The organism is Micromonospora sp. NPDC047521, from assembly GCF_055587305.1.
In genome coordinates, this window is record NZ_JBVJGN010000025.1 from 20,047 (window position 1) to 38,443 (window position 18,397).

An 18,397-nucleotide genomic window follows, 5' to 3' on the forward strand; every position below is an offset into this window, starting at 1 on the left:
GACCAGCGCCGGACGGCCGGGTCGCCGATGGTCGCGGTCACACCGACGCCGCGCTGACCGCGGGCGGGCGGACCTCGACGAGCTGCTCGGCCAGGGTGCCGTAGCGGGCCGCCACCGCCGGCCAGCGCAGGTGTGCCGCAAGCGGCCGGACGCGGCCGGCCAGCCGCGCGCTCAGGCCCGGTTCGGTGAGGATCCGCCGGACCGCCTTGGCCAACGCCGCAGGGTTCTGGTGAGGTACGACCAGCCCTGGTCCGCCGGTGAGCAGCTCGACGGCGTGCGGGAACGCCGTGGCCACGACGGGCACCCCGGCGGCCACCGCCTCGATGAGCACGCCTGAGGTGACCTGCTCACGGGAGTCGTACGGCAGCACGACCACATCGGCGGAGCGGATCAACCGTCCCAGAGACTCCTGGTCGTGGTAGACGTCCTGGTAGTCGACGGCGTGCGAGACGCCCAACTGGGCGCCGAGCTGGTGCAGTCCCGCCCGGTACGTCTCACCGTGGTGTTCGATCACCTTCGGGTGGGTGCGGCCCGCCACCGTGTAGGTGGGGCTCGGCTCCAGATCCTGCAACCGCGCGAGGGCCCGCAACGACCACTCGATGCCCTTGCCGGGGCCGATCAGTCCCCAGGTCAGCAGGTGCGGGCGGGCACGCCTGTCGACGGGTACGCCGGAGAGTTCGGCGGCGCCGTGCGGAATCACAGTCACCTTGCCCGGCGGCACGGCGTAGCCGACGAGCAGCCGGTCCCGGGCGGTGTCGGTCATCGTGACCACCGCCCCGGCGGTGGCGACGATCCGCTCCAACAGGGACTTCTGCCGGGCGGAGGGCTCGCGGAGCACGGTGTGCAGGACCACGATGCTCGGCGCGGTGAGCCGGCGCAGCAACGGCAGGACGTCCTCGCCGTCGTTGCCCGGATAGATGCCGTACTCGTGCTGGACGATTGCCACGTCGAAGGTGTTCAGGACGGCCGCGGCGTCCCGCCAGCCCGCCGGGGTACGCGCCGACCACGTGTGCACGACCCCTGGCCCCGGCCGCTGGTCGTCGCCGTGGTCGGTGACCCGGACGATGCCACCGTGGGTGCCGTCGGCGGTGAGCTGGGCGGCGAGGGCGGAGTTGAAGGTGGCCAGTCCACACCGTGTCGGTGGGTGGGTGCTGAGGAATCCGTAGCTGGGCATCGAACGTCGGGCCTTCCGGTTGTCGGCCGCCACCCGGGGACGGGGGCGGCCTCACGCGGTGAGGGCGCACGCCGGCCAGCGTGTGTGGCCGGCGCAACGGATTCGGGGCGGTTCAGCCGTGGACGAGCCGGTCGTAGACGGCGAGGTAGTCGGTGACCATCCGGTAGGCGCTGAAGCGCTGCTGAGCCCGCGCCCGGCAGTCGGTCCGGTCGAGGGCGGCGGCCCGGGTCACCGCGTCGACGGCCTGCTCGACCGTGTCGACGAGGAATCCCGTCACCCCTTCGTCGACGACCTCAGGCATCGAGCCGCGCGCGTACGCGACGACAGGGGTGCCGCAGACCATCGACTCCACCACCGACAGGCCGAACGGCTCGTCGAAGGCGATCGGGTGCAGCAGTGCCGCGCTTGCGCCGAGCACCTCGGCCCGCCGTCGCGGCCCGACCGAGCCGAGGAAGACGACCTGGTCGCCGTCGATGTGCGGGGCCACCTGCTCGGCGAAGTACCGCTCGTCCTGGACGATGCCGCAGATGGTCAGGGAACGGCCGGCGCGGCGGGCGATCTCGATGGCGGTGTGGGTGCCCTTGTCGGGGTGGATCCGGCCGAAGGCGGCCAGCCCGGGGCCGGCCTCACCGGTGAACGGCAGCCCGCTCACGTCGACGCCGTGGTGCACGGTCGCGACGTAGTCCAGATCCGGAGCCCGGTCCGCGTCGGAGATGGACACGTAGGACGAGCGGGCCCGGGCGTACGCGGGCAGGATCCCCGCGCCGGAGAAGCCGTGCACGGTGGTGAGCAGCGGAGCGCGGCAGTGCTCCGCGAAGGCCAGCGGCAGCCAGTCGAGGTGGCTGTGCACGAGGTCGAACTGCGCGGAGCGGGCCAGTGCGTGGGAGACGTGCATCGCCTCCCACACCCGCCCGTCCATGTCGGGAGCGTCCGCGTACCCCCGGGGGCTCACGCCGTCGAGCTGGGCGGAGGTGACGGAGTCAAGGGTCGCGAAGAGGGTCACGTCCACACCTCGACTGACCAGCCCCTCGGCGAGCAGGCCGGTGACCTGCTCCCACGGGCCGTAGTGGTGCGGGGGCGTACGCCAGGCGATCGGGCCGAGAAGCGCCACCCTCACGGGGACGGCGCGTCGGCGAGGTCGGCCGGGTCGAGGTGCAGGGTGGCGAGCAGCCCGGAGTGCTTGGCCGGGTCGACCCGCTCCGGCAGCTCCCGCTCGACCCAGTCGGCCCGGGCCTGCTGGCCCCGGTCGCGAAGTGCGCTGACGATCCTGTGTCGGGCGATTCTCATCTGGTGCTCCCCCTGGTTGGGCGTGCGGTCGTGCGCGTGAACGGTGTGCACGCGCGGGTCGGATCCCACCACCGGCCATCGCGGCGAATCCGAATGTGCGGTGACCGGTGAATCCGACGGCGGGGACGTGGTCGGCGATGAACCAGTACGACCAGCACGTCGCGGCGATGGGGATGACGATCGGTAACGCCCTGACGGGTTGGTGGCGACGGCATCTGCGGCCACCGGAGGCCCCGGGCGACATGTCCACCGTACGCCCTTTCGGTGCGGGCTGCATCGGCAGCCGCCCGCGGCGCACCGGAAAGTGCCTGCCCAGCGGTGCCGGCCGTGCAGGCGTACGCTTGCGGTACTCGCCGCCGTACACCCATCGGCCCGGTCGCCGACTCCCCGTGGCACCGTTGGCCGGCCCCTTCCGCACTGGCACGTCGGCCCCCGACAGCGCGTCGCTGGCTCACCCCTCGCTCCGCTCACGCTGACGCACGCACACGGTCGGCTCCCCGGGGTACCCCCATCGGAAGGCGGCGGCTCGTCATGACCGCACCCCGCGACAGGCACGTCCCAGCTTCCACCATCAACGGCAACGACGGCCCCGCCGATGCTCGCCCGAAGCCCCGCCCGCCCGCGGTGCGGCGTTCGCGGATCGGGGACCTGTGGATCGTCGCCGTGGTGTTCGCGGTCGTTCTCCTGCTGCTCCTGATCTTCGTACTCCAGAACGGGCAGCGTGCCGAGGTTACGTTCCTCGGGGCGCACGCGGCCCTGCCGACAGGCGTGGCGTTGTTGCTCGCGGCCGTGATCGGCGTGCTGCTCGTCGCTCTCCCCGGCACCGCCCGGATTCTCCAGCTGAGGTTGCGCAGCCGGCGTTCGGCGAGGCCACCTGCCGATCGACCCCTGCCCGCCGCATCAGCACCGCAGCCGTCCGGAGCCAACCGGCCCCCACCACCGTCCCTTCAGGAAGGCTGATCCCGCCATGTCCGTCACCGGACGACACGACGGCTCGACCACCACATCCACACTGACCGCACCTCGGCTCGTCCTCGCCTCCGCCCGGAGCCGGACCGTGCTCGATGGCGGCTGGTGGCCCCGATCCTGGGATGCGGCGGCCGAACTTCCCGGGCTCGTCCTCGCCCTGGTCGAGCGACACGGCCGGATCCGGCACCTCATGCTCAACATCCGCGCCTGGGACAGCCAGCCCCATCGGATGACCGTCGGGCGGAACGTCGTGCGCATCGGTTGGTTCGACACCCTCGACCCCGCCGTGCTGGTCGCCAACACGGTCCAGGACGTCCAGGTCGACCTGCTGGTGGTGCCACCCACGGCGCCGGCCGAGGCGGCCGAGTGGGCGATGGCTACGGCCGCCGACCCGTCCAACCGCAGGCGCGCGCCCGACATCCTGGCCACCGCCCTGACCGCTCCGCCCGAAGGAGCCGGCCGGTAGCTTTTTTGCAGCTAAACCTCACTAGCATTGAGGGCCCAGAGCACGTAGGCGGGCACCTGATGACGACCGACCAGGCGATGGGGCTGACCCGCGAGGACGAGGGTCCCCAGCGGGACAGCATCCCTGCCCGCGGAAACCCGCCCGAGCCACCAATGCCCTCGACATAGCCGGAGATCAGGGCTCCAGCACGACCTTGCCGGCCCGGCTGCGCGCCTCGGCGAACACCAGCGCCGCGGACACCTCGGTGAGCGGATACCGGGCGGCGATCTGCGGCACGAGCACTCCCTGCCGGAGCAGGTCGAGCACGATACCGAGGTCGGTGCGCAGCCGACGTCGGAACGCCGCCGGGCGGGTCAGGCGACCGGCCCAGAAGTTGTAGAAACCGGCCCGGTGACCGTTCGGCAGGGTGTTCCACGTGTAGAGGCGGGTCAGCAGTTTCGCGAAGACCCACACGACGGACCGGGCCGAGCCGAGGGCGGCTGCGTTGCCGTAGACGACCAACGTGCCACCGGGGGCGAGCAGCCCGTACGAGGTGCGGACGCCGGGGCCGCCGACCGGGTCGAAGACCGCGTCGACGCCGTCCGGTGACAGTTCGCGGATGCGCGCGGGGGTGGCCGGGTCGCGGTAGTCCAGCGGTTCGACGCCGAGGTCGCGCAGCGCGGCGTGATGCCGGGCGGCGGCGGTGCCGATGACCCGCAGGCCGAGGTGGCGTCCGAGTTGGACGAGCACCGTCCCGACGCCGCCGTTCGCCCCGTGCACGAGGATGGTCTGCCCGGCCCGCAGGTCGGCGCCGCTGAGCATCTGCCAGGCGGTCACCCCGTTGACGACGACGGTCTCGGCCGCGGCGGGGTCCAGATCCGGGGGTACGGGGGTGAGGTCGTCCACGTCGACGACCGCGTGTGAGGCCCAGGCGCCGGTCTTGGTGACCGCCGCGACCCGGGTACCGACAAGTGAGCCGTCGGCGTCCGGCCCGACGGAACGGACCGTGCCGACCAGGTCGTACCCGGGCACGAACGGAAACCTCGGCTGGCCGGGGTAGAGGTCGCGGCGCATCTGCTGCTCGGCGAACGAGATGCCGGTGGCCTCGATCTGGACGAGCGCCTGCCCGCGCCGGGGTGCGGGCATCGGGCGTCGGTGCAGTCGGAGCCCGTCGGGCTCCACCACGCCGGGAAGTACGACTTCGGTGATCATCGCGTCGGTCGTCATCGGGATCTCCTTGTTTGTAAGTGTGCACTCACACACTTTCGACTGTGAAAAAATGGGCCGCAGAAGCGGCCCTTGTCGGGATGTGCGGTCAGGGGTGGCGGATGCCGGCGGTCAGCGCGCGCGCCCACGGCTCGGAGACCTGCTCCAGGCCCGCGGTCACGATGAGATGACAGAGCTGGCCGTACGCGAAGAACCGCTGGACCTGCGCATCACCGGCACCGGCCCGTTCCCGCACGACTGTCGCCACCCGCCGGTAGCCCGCCCGCACCGCCTCGGCGACCTCGGGAATGTCGGTGACGGCCTGCGCCTGCACCTGGAAGAGCAGGAGGTCACGGTCGGCGATCAACTCCGCGTACGCGCCGCCCATCGCGTCCAGGACCTCCTCGGGGCTGGCGCCCGAGGCGCGCTCCGCCCCCGCCTCGATCGCGGCGGCGATGCGCTCGAAGCACGCCTCGGCGGCCGCCACGAACAACCCGAGCTTGCCGGAGAAGAGCCGGAACACGTACGCCTCGGAGATGCCGGCGGCCCCCGCCACGGCGGTGACCGGGGTGGCGTGGAAACCGGTGCGCGCGAACGCCGAGACGGCGGCGTTCAGGACGGTGACCCGGCGGGCTTCGGCTGTCGATCGCATGTTTGTAAGTGTGCACTCACAAACTTCCGGCGTCAACCGCCCGCGCTCACGGCGCGATCCGCAACCCTGATGACGCTGTTCGCTCGACGACAGTGACTTCGACTTCACCGCCGGTCCGGCCGCCGGCGAGACCATGCGCAGGCGCTACGAGCACATCCGCACTGCTCACTCCGAGGGATAGAGAGGGGCCGGATCGCCGGGCCGGACGCTGTCCGGGACGTCGTCCCGCGTGCTCGCGGCGATCGAGCCGAGCAGGGCCAGCGAACGCGCCGACTCCGTACCGGCCTCGGCGTGGTAGATCACCAGGAGCTGCCCGTCGGCGCCGGCGACAGCGAGCTTGTCGCAGTACAGGTCGAGGTCACCCACCTCGGGATGGCGCAGCCGGCTGACCACGCCCTCCCGCCGACGCACCTCGTGCCGCGCCCACAGCTGGCGGAAGCAATCGCTCTTCAGTGACAACTCACCCACCAGCGCCGTCAACCGTGGGTCGTCGGCAGCCCCGCCCGAGTCGGCGCGCATCTGCCCCACCACTTTCTGCATCGCCTGCCGCCAGTCGCGGAACAGCTCCCGCTCAGCCGGGTCCAGGAACACCGCGCGGAGCCGGTTGGACCCCGGCGCGAGATTCGGAGACAGTGCCCTCGCCATCGGGTTCGAGGCCAGGATGTCGAGGTAGCGGTTCTGCACGAAGGCAGGCATGTCGAGCTGCCGCAGCAGGTGCAGGATGCTGGCCGGCACCCGATCGGCGGCCGGTCGGGCCGCCCGCCGCGACCGCGCACGGCTCAGCCCGATCATGTACGCGGTCGCCTCCGGGTCCAGTCGCAGCACCCCGGCGAGGGCATCGAGGACCTGCACCGAAGGGTGCCGCTCGCGGCCCTGCTCCAACCGGAGGTAGTAGTCGGCGCTGATGCCGGCCAGCATCGCCACCTCCTCGCGGCGTAGACCGGGCACCCGGCGCAGGCCCACGCCGGGGCCGAGCCCGACGTCCTCGGGCCTGGTCTGCTCCCGGCGGGCACGCAGGAAGTCGCCGAGCGGGTTCGTCGCGTCCATGCCACCGACGGTATGCCGCTTCGCCAGCCGGTGACTGGTCGTGTCACTACCAGGAACAGCTCGCCCTGCCGCGCCGGCCGGGTGCCGCGCACAGTCGTTCGGAGACGCATACCAACTCCGAATACGGATAGAGGACGACATGAGCGAGAACCTGCCCGGCGGCGCCCTGACCCTTGCCGGTGGCCTCACCCTGAGCCGGATGGGCTACGGGGCGATGCAGTTGGCCGGCCCGGGCGTCTTCGGTCCGCCCCTCGACCGCGACGGGGCCCTCGCCGTGCTGCGGGAGGCGGTCGACAGGGGCATCCGGCACATCGACACCAGCGACTTCTACGGGCCGGTGGTGGTCAACGAGCTGATCCGCGAGGCCCTGCACCCGTACCCCGAGGATCTGCACCTGGTCACCAAGGTCGGCGCGCGACGCGGCGCCGACGCGTCGTGGATCCCGGCGCTGGAGCCGGACGAACTGAAGGCCCAGGTCCGGGACAACCTCAAGCACCTGGGCCTGGACGTCCTCGACGTGGTCAACCTGCGGGTCGGTGTGGCGGAGGGCACCGGCGACGATCCCCTCTCCGAGCAGTTCGGCGCCCTCGCCGAACTGCGGCAGGAGGGGCTGATCCGGCACCTCGGGCTCAGCAACGTCACGCCCGACCAGCTCACCGAGGCACAGGCCATCGCGCCCGTGGTGACCGTGCAGAACCTCTACAACCTGGCCAACCGGCAGGACGACGCCCTGGTCGACAGGTGCGCCGCGGAGAACATCGCGTTCGCCGCGTTCTTTCCGCTCGGCGGGTTCACGCCGTTGCAGTCCGACACACTCAACGACGTCGCCGCCCGGCTCGACGCCTCGCCGCAGCAGGTCGCCCTCGCCTGGCTGCTCCAGCGCTCCCCCACCACAGTGCTGATCCCCGGCACGTCGAGCGTGGCGCACCTGCGGGACAACATGGCCGCGGCCGACCTGAAGCTTCCGGCCGACGTGATCGAGGAGTTGGACGCCATCGGCGGGTGAGCCTAGTGCTGGTGCGGCCGGTTGCGGATGAGGGTGAGCGCGAGGACGGCGGTGACCAGGAAGACGATCCCGTTGACCCGCAGACCTGCCTGAACACCTGAGGTCATGGCCTCGGCGATCGCCGACCGGACCGGATCGGGCAGCGGCTGGTCGCCTGTCGCGCCGGCGGCCACCGCCGTCCGCACGGCGGTGCGGGTGGGTTCGCCGACCTGGTGTGCGGCGAGGCGGTCGGGCAGGTCGGCAAGCATCGTGGTGGTGAGCAGGGTGCCCAGCAGGGACGAGCCGAGCACGGAGCCCACCTGGCGGGCCGCGTTGACCGCGCCGGAGGCCATGCCGGCCTGGGCGGGCGCGACGCTTGCCATCGCCGCCGCCGTGGCCGGGGCCACCACCAGGGCGGAGGCGGCACCGAACAGCACGAACAGCGCCCACCGGTGCGCGAACGTCGTGGTCGGCCCCTGGGCTGCCAGCCCGAAGCTGGCCACCGCGCCGAGGACCAGGCCGAGGGTGAGCGGCGCCTTGAATCCGGTACGGCGGATCGTCCGCCCGGCGGCGAACGCCACGAGCGCGTACGTGCCGAAGAGCACGAGCATCCGCCAGCCGGTGTCCAGCGGGCTGAGCGCCTGGGCACGTTCGTGGAAGAGGACCAGCAGGATCGCCACACCTGTGAAGCCGAACAGCGATACCGCGGCGACCACCATGACGGCGCTGAACGACGGCGACCGGAGTAGCCGTACGTCGAGCATCGGCGCGCTGGTCCGCAGCTCGACGAGCACGAACGCGACGAGCGCAGCCGCCGAGACGACCCAGGTGGTCGCCACGACGGGGCTTGTGTAGCCGTCCCGTCCGCCCTGGATCATGGCGTAGACGGCGGCGGCGATGGCGACGGTGCCGAGCAGCAGGCCGGGCAGGTCGAGCCGGCCCGCGCTCGGCCGGGACTCGGCCACCCCGACGGCGGTGACGACGAGGGTGACAACGCCCAGGACGATTGTCGACACGTAGACGCTGTGCCACTGGTGGTGCCGCAGCAGCGCACCGGCGATGAGCGGGCCGACGGCGAGCCCGACGCCGGAGGCGGCCGACCAGGCGGTGATGACCTCGGTGCGGCGGTGCGGGTCGGTGAATGTGGCGCCCAGGATCGCCAGGCTGTTCGGCAGGATCAGCGCGCCGCCGAGGCCGGCGACCAGCTGCCCGGCGATCACCCAGGCGACGGTGGGGGCGCCGGCCACGACGGCGCCGCCGATGATCATGGCGACGACACCGGCGCCGAACACCCGCCTGCGCCCGTAGCGGTTGCCCAGGGTGGCGGCGGACAGCACCACGCTCGCCACGACCAGGGTGTAGGCGCTGGGGATCCAGATCACGGTCGTCGGGTCGACCCGGAGGTCGCGCTGGATGGTGGTCAGGGCGGAGACCGTGGCGGTGATCTGGAGAAACGTGATCATCGCGCCCAGGCACATGGCGAGCAGAGTCACCGGCCGGGAGCCGCGAAGGGGCGAGCGGGCGGTGACTGGCGGTCCGGCTGCGGCCGGCGCGGTGGTGTCGGTGGTCACGGGGCGTCCTCGAGGTAGGAGGTCCGCTGACTTTGGCTAAAGCAAGCCAGCAGCCGCCCAGTGAATCACCTGGCTAGCTCCGACGCAAGCCAGGTACGCTGGACGGCATGGAGGACCTCCGCGAAGACCGCGAATCCTGGTCGATGACGAACTGCTCGGTGGCACGGGCGATGGACGTCGTGGGCAGCCGGTCGACGATCCTGATCATGCGGGACGCGCTGCTCGGCACACGCCGCTTCGACGAGTTCGTCCGCAGGGTCGGCATCGGCGAGCCCGCCATGGCGGCCCGGCTCAAGGAGATGGTCGCCGCCGGCCTGCTCGAACGGATCCCGTACCGGGAGCCGGGCCAGCGCACCCGGCACGAGTACCAACTCACCCGCAAGGGCCGCGAACTGCTGCCCGTCATCACCGCGCTGCGCAACTGGGGCGACACCTGGAGCGCCGACGACGCGGGCCCCGCCATCATCGCGCGTCACCACGACTGCGGTGAGCCGGTCCGGGCGGTGCTCCGCTGCGAGGCCGGGCACGACGTCGAGAGCGCCGACATCGACATCACCGCCGGCCCGGGCCTGATCCGCCGCGCCTGACGCCACGCGCCGGACCCGCGATGGCGCACCCTCCGGGAACATGCCGGCTCCCGACGACGCGAGGCAGCGAGATCCCAGAAGGTGCGCGGATCTTGGTCGGTGCGCGCCGGCGGGCCGGATTGGTGCGGTGGCGGGCCGCCGGTCGACAGCCCGCCACCTGTCGGATCAGAGGACGATCTGGTGCACCCGGTCGTCCACGCCGCGTACCGCCAGCCACGCGCTGCCGTTGGCGCCGGCGGCGGCTCCCGGCGCGCCCCGGAACGCGTCGGTGGCGAACTCACCGCGCCGGAACCAGCCGCCCCCCGCGCCGTCGACCAGGTTGCGCTGCCACAGCCGGTTGTCGGCTGCCAACGCGAACAGGTAGACCCGGCCGGACGTGGCGAGCAGCGTCGGGCTGCCACTTGTGGTGCCGCCCAGGTTGGCCCAGGCCGACCAGGTGGTGCCGGTCCGGCTGCGCCACCACACCTCGTCGGCACGGCTGCGGACGGCCACGTGCAGCACGCCCGCGTCGTCGACGACAGCGCTCGGCCGGCCGTAGAACGGCCGGTCGTCGGGCGCGCCGACGCCGGTCCAGCCGCCGGTGGGCGTACGCGACCAGAGCTTGCCGTCCGCGCCACGGGCGACGAGCGTCCACTGTGTCGGGCTCGCCCAGGCAACAGTTGGCGCGTCGGTGAGCGTGCCGCCGAGGCTGCGCCACGGTCCCCACTTCCCGGCGACGAAGCTGCGCTGCCAGGCCGCGTTGTCCGTGCCCCGGACGAAGACGTCGATCCGCCCGTCGGGCGAACCGTACGCCGCCGGCTGACCGAGGATGCGGCCGCCGACCGGGCCGCCGAGCGAGGTCCAGCCGGTGCCCCACGTCGTACCCGTGCGGGTGTTGACCGCCAGCGCGCCCTGCGCGTCGCGGACGAAGGCGGTGGCGTGCGTGTCGTCCACCCGGACCAGCGCCGGGCTGGCGCTCGCGGTGCCGCCGAGGTTCGCCCCGGCGACCTGGTCGGTGCCGGTCAGGGCGAGCATGGCCACCCCGTGCGCGGGCACCTCGACTGTGTACGAGCCGGTGAACGGCTGGACTCCGGCGGTGCCGGGCTGGGCGTCCACGTCGGCCCGGGCCCACAGGTCACGGACCCGGACCGGGCCGCCGAGCGCGACGTCGGCGAAGGTGACGGTGATCTGCTGGGCGGTGTCGTGCCTGTTGAGCAGCGCGACGGCCCGTTTGCCGGAGCCGGCGAGCACCTTGCTCCAGACCTGCGCGTCGGTGCCGGTGTCGGCGACCTTGACGCCCTGGCGGACCAGCGGGTCCTGGTCGACCGCGATGACCTCCGGGTTGGTCAGCGCCGAGATCATCTCGGTCGGCAGGCCACGCGGGTCGGAGCCGATCACCAGCGGCGCGGCCATGATGGCCCACATGCCGAGCTGCGTCTTCGACTCGTCAAGGCTCAGCTCGTACCCGCCGTCCGGCAGCGGACGCATCGGCAGCAGGTAGTCCGGGTCGTTGTAGTGCCCCGGCCCGGTGGCCGCCGGGTGGTACGCGTTGACGTCCATGTTGCGCAGCACCCACTGGTACGCCCACTGCGGCGTCGGGTCGGTCAGACCCACGTCGGTGTACGTCCGCCAGGAGTCGGCGATGGTGGGCGCGTACGTGTAGCTCCAGGTGGAGAGCTGCTCCGGGGTGTACGGGCCGCCACCCCAGTCGGAGCTGACCGGGTTGCAGATGTTCAGCAGCATCGGTCGGGGTGACAGGCGTACCGCCTCGGCCAGCTCCCGGAAGGTGGCCTCCGGGTCCAGGCCGGCGGCCCGCCCGCACAGCCAGTCGGCCTTGAGCGCGTCGAAGCCCCAGCCGGCGAACTGGGCGACGTCCGCGGCGTAGTGGCCGTTGCTGCCGAGCCCGCACTGCCCCGGCAGGTACGGCCCGGCGTCGGTGTAGATGCCTGCCTTCATGCCCCTGCTGTGGATGTACGCGGCAAGCGCGGCCATCCCGCCCGGGAAGCGCGCGGGGTCGGCGACGAGCTGACCTGCCTCGTTGCGCGGGGTGGGCGCGGCCCAGTTGCCGTCGATCCAGACGTAGGTGTAGCCGGCGTCCCGGAGGCCACTGTGGACCATGAAGTCGGTGACCGACCGCACCTCGGCCTCGGTGGGATCGCCACCGAGGCCGAAGTACGTGTTCCAGCCCTGGTAGGGCGTCGGGGCGAGCCCACTGTCGTGGAACGTGGGCGCGCCCTGGTCCTCGGCGCCGGTGGCGGCCGGGGTGTGGCCGGGGCGGCCGGGGCCGTGGCCGGGTGGGCCGGCAGGGGGTGGACCGGCCATGGCCGGCAGAGGGCTGGCCAGGCCCAGGCCGAGAACGGCCAGGGCTGCGGTCAGCTGTCGGTTCAGGCGCATGGAGGTACTCCTGTCCCTTCGGGGGTGGGGGAGGTGGTGCTCCGGCCTCAGTCGCGGTGCAGCACGATGAGGTCGGCGTCGTGGGTCGGGCTCCACTGCACGGGCAGGCCGACGGCGGCGAGGTGGCTGCCGGAGTAGTGCCGCTCGCCGTCGCGGTAGCGGGCGGTCGGGTCGAGCCCGCGCAGCGGCAGCCGCACCGGCCGGGACGGGAGCAGGCCGGCACCGTCGAGCCGACCGGTGTGCCAGGCCAGGACGACCACCCGACGCTCGTCGGGCGAGGTGTACTGCACAGCGCAGCGCGCCTGGTCGGGGCCACCGATGAGGTGCACCTCGCCGGTCGTGACGACGTCCCGGATCTCCTTGTAGCGGGCGATCCAGCCGGCCGCCTCGGCCCGCTCGGCGGGGGTCCACGCGCGGATGTCCGCGCCGATGCCGAGTACGCCGGTCATCGCGAGCACGAACCGGAACGCGAGCGTCCGCGGGCGGGGATCGAACAGGCCTGGCGCGTCGGTGACCCAGGAGCTGAGCAGGTGCGGGGCGTTGGCGTGCAGGAAGCCGTACTGGATGGCCAGCCGGTCCAGTGGGCCGGTGTTGTCGCTGGGCCAGAAGACGTCCGCGCGGGCGGCCATGGCCAGGTCGGTACGCGCACCACCACCGGCACACGCCTCGATGAGCACGCCCGGGTGGTCGTGGCGCAGCCGCTCGTAGATCCGGTGCAGGTTGGCCACGTGCGCGCCGTCCAGGTCGAGCGGACCGATGCCGCCCGGGCGTCCCGGCTCGGTACGCGGCCGGTTGAAGTCCCACTTCAGATAGTCGATGTCGTACCGGCGCAGCAGACCGTCGACTGTGGAGTGCACGAACTCGGCCACCTCGGGCCGGCCCAGGTCGAGCAGGTACTGGTTGCGGACCGGGGTGAGCGGCCGGCCGTCGACGGAGTAGACCCACTCCGGGTGTTCCGCGTAGAGGGCCGACTTCGGGTTGACGCACTCCGGCTCGACCCAGAGCCCGAAGTTCAGCCCGAGGGCGCGGACATCGGCGATGAACGCGTCGAACCCGGCCGGGAACTTCGCCGGGTCGGGCGTCCAGTCCCCCAGCCCGGCGGTGTCGTCGTCACGGCCGACGAACCAGCCGTCGTCCACCACGAACGTCTCCACTCCCAGCTCGGCGGCGACCCGGGCCAGCGCCAACTGGCTCTGCGCCTCGACGGCGAAGTAGGTCGCCTCCCAGGAGTTGTAGAGCACCGGACGCGGGGTGAGCCGGTCCCCGGCGAGCAGCCGCTGGTGGGTGTGCCAGACCCGGGCCAGCCCGTCCAGGCCGTCCGGGCTGTACGCCCCGGTGACCGCCGGCAGGGCGAGGCGCTCGCCGGCGGCCAACTCCAGCGGGCCGTCGACCAGGTGGCGGCCGGCCCGGACCCGGGTCAGGCCGCCGGTGTCCCGCTCGGCGCTGATCTCCCACGAGCCGGTCCAGGCCAGGGCCATCCCCCAGGCCGCGCCGGCCGGGTCGGCGGCGTCCCGCACGGCCAGCCAGGGCACGTGCAGATGCCCGGGTACGCCCTGGGAGCTGCCGATGGTGAACGTGCCGTGGCCCAGCTCGACGTGGGAGAGCTGGAACTCCTGCGCCCACTGCCCCCACTGGTGGCTGAGCAGCGCGCCGTGCGGCGTCGGTACGCAGAAACCACCCGAACCGGCCCGGACCACCCGCAGCGGGCCGGTGCCGTCGTTCGTCAGCTCGACCCAGCGCTGCACCACGTCCGTGCCGGCGGGCACCAGGTAGTGCACCGTGGCACGCAGCCCGGTCACCGCGTCGGCGAAGTCGACGGCCAGCTCCCGCCCGTCGGCGCCGGCACGTACGCCGGTGTGGGTGAAGCCCACCCGGCGCTGCCCGTTCGCGGTGTCCACCACCAGGTCCGCGCCGGTGAACGGGCGGTCCGCGTCGGTGGCGTACTCGACGGGGGCCGCGTCGCCGGGGGTGAGGAACGGGACCGGGCCGTCGTAGGCGACAGGCGACGGCCCGTCGGAGACGCCGTACGGCCCCCACGCGACGAGTTCCAGCCAGCGGCCGTGCGCCGGCACGGTCACCGTGTACTCCGTGTGCGCGCCGCGCAGCGTCCACCGCCGCCCGGTCACTTGACCGCTCCGAGCGCCAGGCCGGAGACGAAGTGCCGCTGGAAGCGCAGGAACACCGCGACGGTGGGGACTGCCGCGATGACAGTGCCGGCGGCGATGACGTTCCACGACGACACGAACTGGCCCTGGAGGCCGAGCAGCGCCGGGGTGACAGGCATGTGGTCGTCGGTCCGCAGCACGGTGATCGCCCAGAGCAGGTCGTTGAAGATCCAGGTGAAGGACAGCGCGCCGAGAGCGGCAAGCGCGGGACGGGTCAGCGGCAGCATCACCCGGGTGAAGATCTGCGCCGTGCCGGCCCCGTCGATGGTGGCCGCCTCCTGGATCTCGCCCGGCAGGTCCCGCATGAAGCCGTGCAGGACGAATGTGTAGAAGCCGAGCCCGAAGCCGACCTGCACCGCGATCAGTGCCCAGAGCGTGTCGTACAGGCCGGTCAGCTCGCTGAACTTGGCCACCGGGATCAGCAGGATCTGCGGTGGCAGCAGGTTGCCGGCGAGCATCAGCAGCAGGATGGTCCGCCGACCGGGGATCCGGAAGCGACTCAACGCGAACGCGGCCATCGCGGCCAGCCCCAGGCTCAACAGCACCGACGGGACTGTGACCAGCATGCTGTTGATCAGCGCGCGCAGCTCACCGCCGTCGGTCCACGCCTGCCGGTAGGTGTCGAGCGTGAACGATCGGGGCAGGCTGCCCACGCCGTGCGCGGCGATGTCGTCGAACGACCGGGTGGACATCAGCACGACCCAGATCACCGGCCCGAGCCAGAGCAGCGAGAGCAGGACCATGCAGGTGTGGAAGGCCCCGGTACGGAGCTTGTTCATCACGCCTCCTCCCGGAACGCGCGGACCAGGTAGCCGAGGATGACGGCAAGCGCGAGCACGAAGATCACGACGGCGATGGCGGAGGCGTAGCCCAGCCGCAGGCTCTGGAACGCTGTCGAGTACATGTAGGTGCTGAGCAGCTCCGACGAGTGGTACGGGCCGCCCTTGGTCAGCGACCAGACGATGTCGAACGAGCGCAGCGAGTCGATCACGATGACCGACAGGACCACCGCGTTGACCCCCCTGAGCTGGGGAATGGTGACGTGCCGCAGCCGCTGCCAGGAGTTGGCGCCGTCCATCCGCGCCGCCTCGTGCAGCGCCGGGTCGATCGCCTTCAACCCGGCCAGGAACAGCACCATCACGTAGCCGATCTGCCGCCACAGGGCCGGCAGGATCACCGCGTACAGGGCGGTCTGCGGATCGGCGAGCCACGGCCGGATCAGCTGCTCCAGGCCGACGGCCCGCAGCAGCGTGTCGGCGATGCCGTCGGGCTGGTAGAAGACCCGCCAGACCAGCGCGGTCACCACGAGCGAGAACACCACGGGGGTGAACAGCGCGGCCCGGTAGAAGCCGACCCCGCGCCGCTCCTTCTGCAGGACCAGCGCCATGCCGAAGCCGCCCAGCACGGAGAGGCCGCCAAAGAGCACCAGCCAGATCACCGTGTTGACGAGCGCGCCCCGGAAGGTGGCGTCACCGGCCAGCTCGACGTAGTTGTCGGTGCCCACGAAGGCCGGCGGTGACATGCCGTCCCAGCGGGTGAGCGAGAACCAGAAGCCCTGCAGCGCCGGCCAGAACACCCAGATGCTCTCGACCAGGAACGGCACCAGGACGAACGCCACAAGCAGCGGCGACAGTCGGGCCGACCGTCGCCGCCGCCGGGTGGGGGTGACCGAAGTCGTGGAGATCGTTGCTGTCACGTCAGCCCTTGAAGACCTTCTCGGCGCCGGCCTGCCACTCCCGCAGGATCGCGTCGATCTGGTCCGGCTTGTCGAGGAACTTGGTGAGCGCGGTGTCCGCGGTCGGCTGGAGCGCGTCGCTGGAGTCGCGGTTGAAGAACTGGGTCAGCTCCTTGGCCTCGTCGAGCATCGCCTTGCCCTTGGCCACCAACGGCGAGTCGGACGCCTTGGCCTTCGGGTTGGCCGGCAGCACGATGCCGGAGCTGGCCTTGACGTACGCCTCCTGGGCCTCGACGCCGGCCAGGTAGGTGAGCAGCGCCTTCGTACCTGTCGGGTTGGCGGTCTTGGCACTGGCGAAGAAGCCGTCGGTGGGCGCCTCCTCGGCCAGCGGCACCGCCGGGTCGATGATCGGGAACCTGAAGAAGTCCAGGTCACCGAGGGCGTCCTTCGGGGCGGCGTCGGCGAAGAACGTGCCGATCAGGAACATGCCGGTCTTGCCCGCCAGCAGGGCGGTGGTCGCCTCCTGGAACGGGTACGCCTTGCCCTTCGGGTCGAAGTAGGGCAGGGCCTCGCGCCAGCGGGTGAAGACCGCCTTGATCTTCGGATCGTCGAAGCGCTGCTTGCCGGCGAGCAGCTCGCGGTGGAACGGCGCGCCGTTGATCCGGATGTTGAGGTAGTCGAACCAGGCCGACGCCACCCACGGGGTGTCGCCGAGGCCGATGCCGATCGGCGGGACGCCCTTGCTCTTCAGCGTCTCGCACAGCGCCAGGAAGTCGGTCCAGGTCTTCGGCTCCTGCACTCCCCACTTGGCGAAGTTGGACTTGCGGTAGAAGAAGCCCCACCAGTAGTTGTTCATCGGCACGAAGACCTGCTTGCCGCTGCCGTCGGTGGAGAGGGTGCGCAGCGACTGGGGGTAGTCGCCCATCGACTTCCAGACCTCGGAGACGTCCAGCAGCAGGTTCCTGCTGGCGTAGTCGTTGGCGACCGAGCCCGCGTACCAGGTGTAGAGGTCCGGCGGGTTGGCCGAGGTGAGGTACGTCGGCAGCTGGGTGCGGAAGGTCTCCGAGGCGATCGTGTTGAGGCTCGCCTTGCCCTTGCCCTGCGCGTTGAAGTTCGCGATCAGCTTCTCCATCGCCGCCTTGGCCTGCGGCGAGGAGAGGTTCGACTGGATGGTGACCGCGCCCGAGCCGTTGCCCGTCGTCGGTCCGCTGGCGGAGCTGGCGCACGCGCTGAGGAACGAGCTGGCGCCGAGCGCGCCCAGGCCGGCGAGCCCGAGGTGGCCAAGGAATCGCCGGCGACCGGGGTCGAAGTCGCTCACGGAGGTATCCCTTCCTTTACGACACGCAGCGTCACCGCGCGATGTGTCGTCCATGTGAATGCTGTGACGAGAAGGTTGCATCGGCCGCCGCCGGCTGTCAAGATATCTTCGTAATTAATGATTAGACGAGATCAAGGCGAGGGTCACGTGGATCAGCCTATGCGCCGGCTTGAGGGCAAGAACGCGCTGGTCACCGGCGCGATGGGCGGGATCGGCGCGGCCATCGCCCGGCGGCTCGCCGCCGAAGGCGCCGCCGTCGCACTACTCGACGTGGCCGACCCGGCCCCGCTGGCCGAGGAACTGACCCGACGCGGCGACCGAGCACTGTCCGTAATGGGCGATGTCAGCGACGAGGCCGACTGGGCTGCCGCCGTCACCGCCGTACGGGCGAGCCTCGGCCCTGTCGACATCCTCGTCAGCACCGCGTACGCCGTGCAGGTCGCCCCGGCCCACGAGACCAGCAGGCGGTCCTGGGACCACCAGCTCGGCGTCAGCCTCACCGGCACCTTCCTCGGCGTCCGCGCCTGCCTCGACGACCTGCGCGAGCGCGCGGGCGCGGTGGTGCTGATCTCTTCGGTGCACGCGCTCGTCGGGTTGCCCGGCCGGCCGGCGTACGCCGCAGCCAAGGGCGGCCTGGTCGCGCTCGGCCGTCAGCTCGCCGTCGAGTACGGCCCGCAGGTGCGGGTCAACACAGTGCTGCCCGGCCCGATCCTCACCGCCGCCTGGGCCGACGTGTCCGAAGAGGACCGCGGGCGCAGTGTCGCCGAGACGGTGGCGAAGCGCTTCGGCACGCCCGACGAGGTGGCCGCAGCCGTCGCCTTCCTCGCCTCCCCGGACGCCTCCTACGTCACCGGCGCGAGCCTCGTGGTGGACGGTGGATGGACCGCGGTGAAAGCCTCGGCCTGAGAGATCGATACCGACCAGCGAGAAGGCCAGGAGAGCA

The 18,397-nt window shown here is 71.9% G+C and carries 17 protein-coding genes; 5 read left to right on the forward strand and 12 right to left on the reverse strand.

All coding sequences use genetic code 11. The annotated features are described in order from the left end of the window. Positions 1-37 precede the first annotated feature (37 nt). From ACZ6N8_RS30395 to ACZ6N8_RS30405, 3 genes are all read right to left on the reverse strand, one after another. Positions 38-1,174, reverse strand: a complete 1,137-nt coding sequence (locus ACZ6N8_RS30395) for a glycosyltransferase (RefSeq protein WP_466014397.1) — start codon at positions 1,172-1,174, stop codon at positions 38-40. 112 nt (positions 1,175-1,286) lie between these two features. Further along, a complete protein-coding gene (locus tag ACZ6N8_RS30400; RefSeq protein ID WP_466014399.1) occupies positions 1,287-2,291 on the reverse strand; it encodes a glycosyltransferase family 4 protein in 1,005 nt (334 codons plus the stop codon). After that, positions 2,288-2,461 (reverse strand): hypothetical protein, encoded by a 174-nt coding sequence (locus ACZ6N8_RS30405; protein ID WP_167517360.1) that lies wholly within the window; start codon positions 2,459-2,461, stop codon positions 2,288-2,290. The genes ACZ6N8_RS30400 and ACZ6N8_RS30405 overlap by 4 nt, the downstream gene beginning before the upstream one ends. 531 nt (positions 2,462-2,992) lie before the next feature. Between ACZ6N8_RS30405 and ACZ6N8_RS30410 the strand changes: the two genes are divergently transcribed. Next, positions 2,993-3,421 carry a lipopolysaccharide assembly protein LapA domain-containing protein gene (locus tag ACZ6N8_RS30410; protein WP_466014401.1) on the forward strand — a complete coding sequence of 143 codons (429 nt, stop codon included), beginning with the start codon at positions 2,993-2,995 and terminating at the stop codon, positions 3,419-3,421. Between the two features lie 7 nt (positions 3,422-3,428). Continuing rightward, a complete protein-coding gene (locus tag ACZ6N8_RS30415; RefSeq protein ID WP_466014403.1) occupies positions 3,429-3,896 on the forward strand; it encodes a DUF5994 family protein in 468 nt (155 codons plus the stop codon). Between the two features lie 174 nt (positions 3,897-4,070). Here ACZ6N8_RS30415 and ACZ6N8_RS30420 read toward each other — a convergent pair whose 3' ends face one another. From ACZ6N8_RS30420 to ACZ6N8_RS30430, 3 genes are all read right to left on the reverse strand, one after another. Continuing rightward, a complete protein-coding gene (locus tag ACZ6N8_RS30420) occupies positions 4,071-5,102 on the reverse strand; it encodes a medium chain dehydrogenase/reductase family protein (protein ID WP_466014405.1) in 1,032 nt (343 codons plus the stop codon). Between the two features lie 88 nt (positions 5,103-5,190). Beyond that, a complete protein-coding gene (locus tag ACZ6N8_RS30425; protein ID WP_466014407.1) occupies positions 5,191-5,733 on the reverse strand; it encodes a TetR/AcrR family transcriptional regulator in 543 nt (180 codons plus the stop codon). Positions 5,734-5,898: 165 nt separating this feature from the next. Further along, a complete protein-coding gene (locus ACZ6N8_RS30430; protein ID WP_466014408.1) occupies positions 5,899-6,780 on the reverse strand; it encodes a helix-turn-helix domain-containing protein in 882 nt (293 codons plus the stop codon). 139 nt (positions 6,781-6,919) lie between these two features. Here ACZ6N8_RS30430 and ACZ6N8_RS30435 point away from each other — a divergent pair, with 139 nt between their 5' ends. Further along, positions 6,920-7,786 carry an oxidoreductase gene (locus ACZ6N8_RS30435; RefSeq protein WP_466014409.1) on the forward strand — a complete coding sequence of 289 codons (867 nt, stop codon included), beginning with the start codon at positions 6,920-6,922 and terminating at the stop codon, positions 7,784-7,786. A gap of 2 nt (positions 7,787-7,788) precedes the next feature. Here ACZ6N8_RS30435 and ACZ6N8_RS30440 read toward each other — a convergent pair whose 3' ends face one another. Then, complete coding sequence (locus tag ACZ6N8_RS30440; protein ID WP_466014411.1) at positions 7,789-9,336, reverse strand: MFS transporter; 1,548 nt, start codon at positions 9,334-9,336, stop codon at positions 7,789-7,791. Positions 9,337-9,443: 107 nt separating this feature from the next. Here ACZ6N8_RS30440 and ACZ6N8_RS30445 point away from each other — a divergent pair, with 107 nt between their 5' ends. Further along, entirely contained in the window at positions 9,444-9,923 is a 480-nt protein-coding gene (locus tag ACZ6N8_RS30445; RefSeq protein WP_466014413.1) for a winged helix-turn-helix transcriptional regulator, read from the forward strand. A gap of 165 nt (positions 9,924-10,088) precedes the next feature. On the opposite strand, the gene ACZ6N8_RS30450 is transcribed toward ACZ6N8_RS30445, so the two are convergent. Genes ACZ6N8_RS30450 through ACZ6N8_RS30470 form a run of 5 tightly spaced genes read right to left on the reverse strand, consistent with a single transcriptional unit; the run spans position 10,089 to position 17,454 of the window. Beyond that, on the reverse strand, positions 10,089-12,296 hold the full coding sequence (locus ACZ6N8_RS30450; RefSeq protein WP_466014415.1) for a DUF8189 domain-containing protein: 2,208 nt from the start codon (positions 12,294-12,296) through the stop codon (positions 10,089-10,091). Between the two features lie 47 nt (positions 12,297-12,343). Then, entirely contained in the window at positions 12,344-14,422 is a 2,079-nt protein-coding gene (locus ACZ6N8_RS30455) for an alpha-galactosidase (protein WP_466014417.1), read from the reverse strand. After that, complete coding sequence (locus tag ACZ6N8_RS30460) at positions 14,419-15,240, reverse strand: carbohydrate ABC transporter permease (protein ID WP_364368684.1); 822 nt, start codon at positions 15,238-15,240, stop codon at positions 14,419-14,421. The genes ACZ6N8_RS30455 and ACZ6N8_RS30460 overlap by 4 nt, the downstream gene beginning before the upstream one ends. After that, positions 15,240-16,157, reverse strand: coding sequence for a carbohydrate ABC transporter permease (locus ACZ6N8_RS30465; RefSeq protein ID WP_466014420.1), 918 nt, complete (start codon positions 16,155-16,157; stop codon positions 15,240-15,242). The genes ACZ6N8_RS30460 and ACZ6N8_RS30465 overlap by 1 nt, the downstream gene beginning before the upstream one ends. 1 nt (position 16,158) lies before the next feature. Next, positions 16,159-17,454 carry an ABC transporter substrate-binding protein gene (locus ACZ6N8_RS30470; RefSeq protein WP_466014422.1) on the reverse strand — a complete coding sequence of 432 codons (1,296 nt, stop codon included), beginning with the start codon at positions 17,452-17,454 and terminating at the stop codon, positions 16,159-16,161. 159 nt (positions 17,455-17,613) lie between these two features. On the opposite strand from ACZ6N8_RS30470, the gene ACZ6N8_RS30475 reads away from it, so the two are divergent. After that, complete coding sequence (locus tag ACZ6N8_RS30475) at positions 17,614-18,360, forward strand: SDR family NAD(P)-dependent oxidoreductase (protein WP_466014424.1); 747 nt, start codon at positions 17,614-17,616, stop codon at positions 18,358-18,360. The last annotated feature ends 37 nt before the right edge of the window (positions 18,361-18,397 follow it).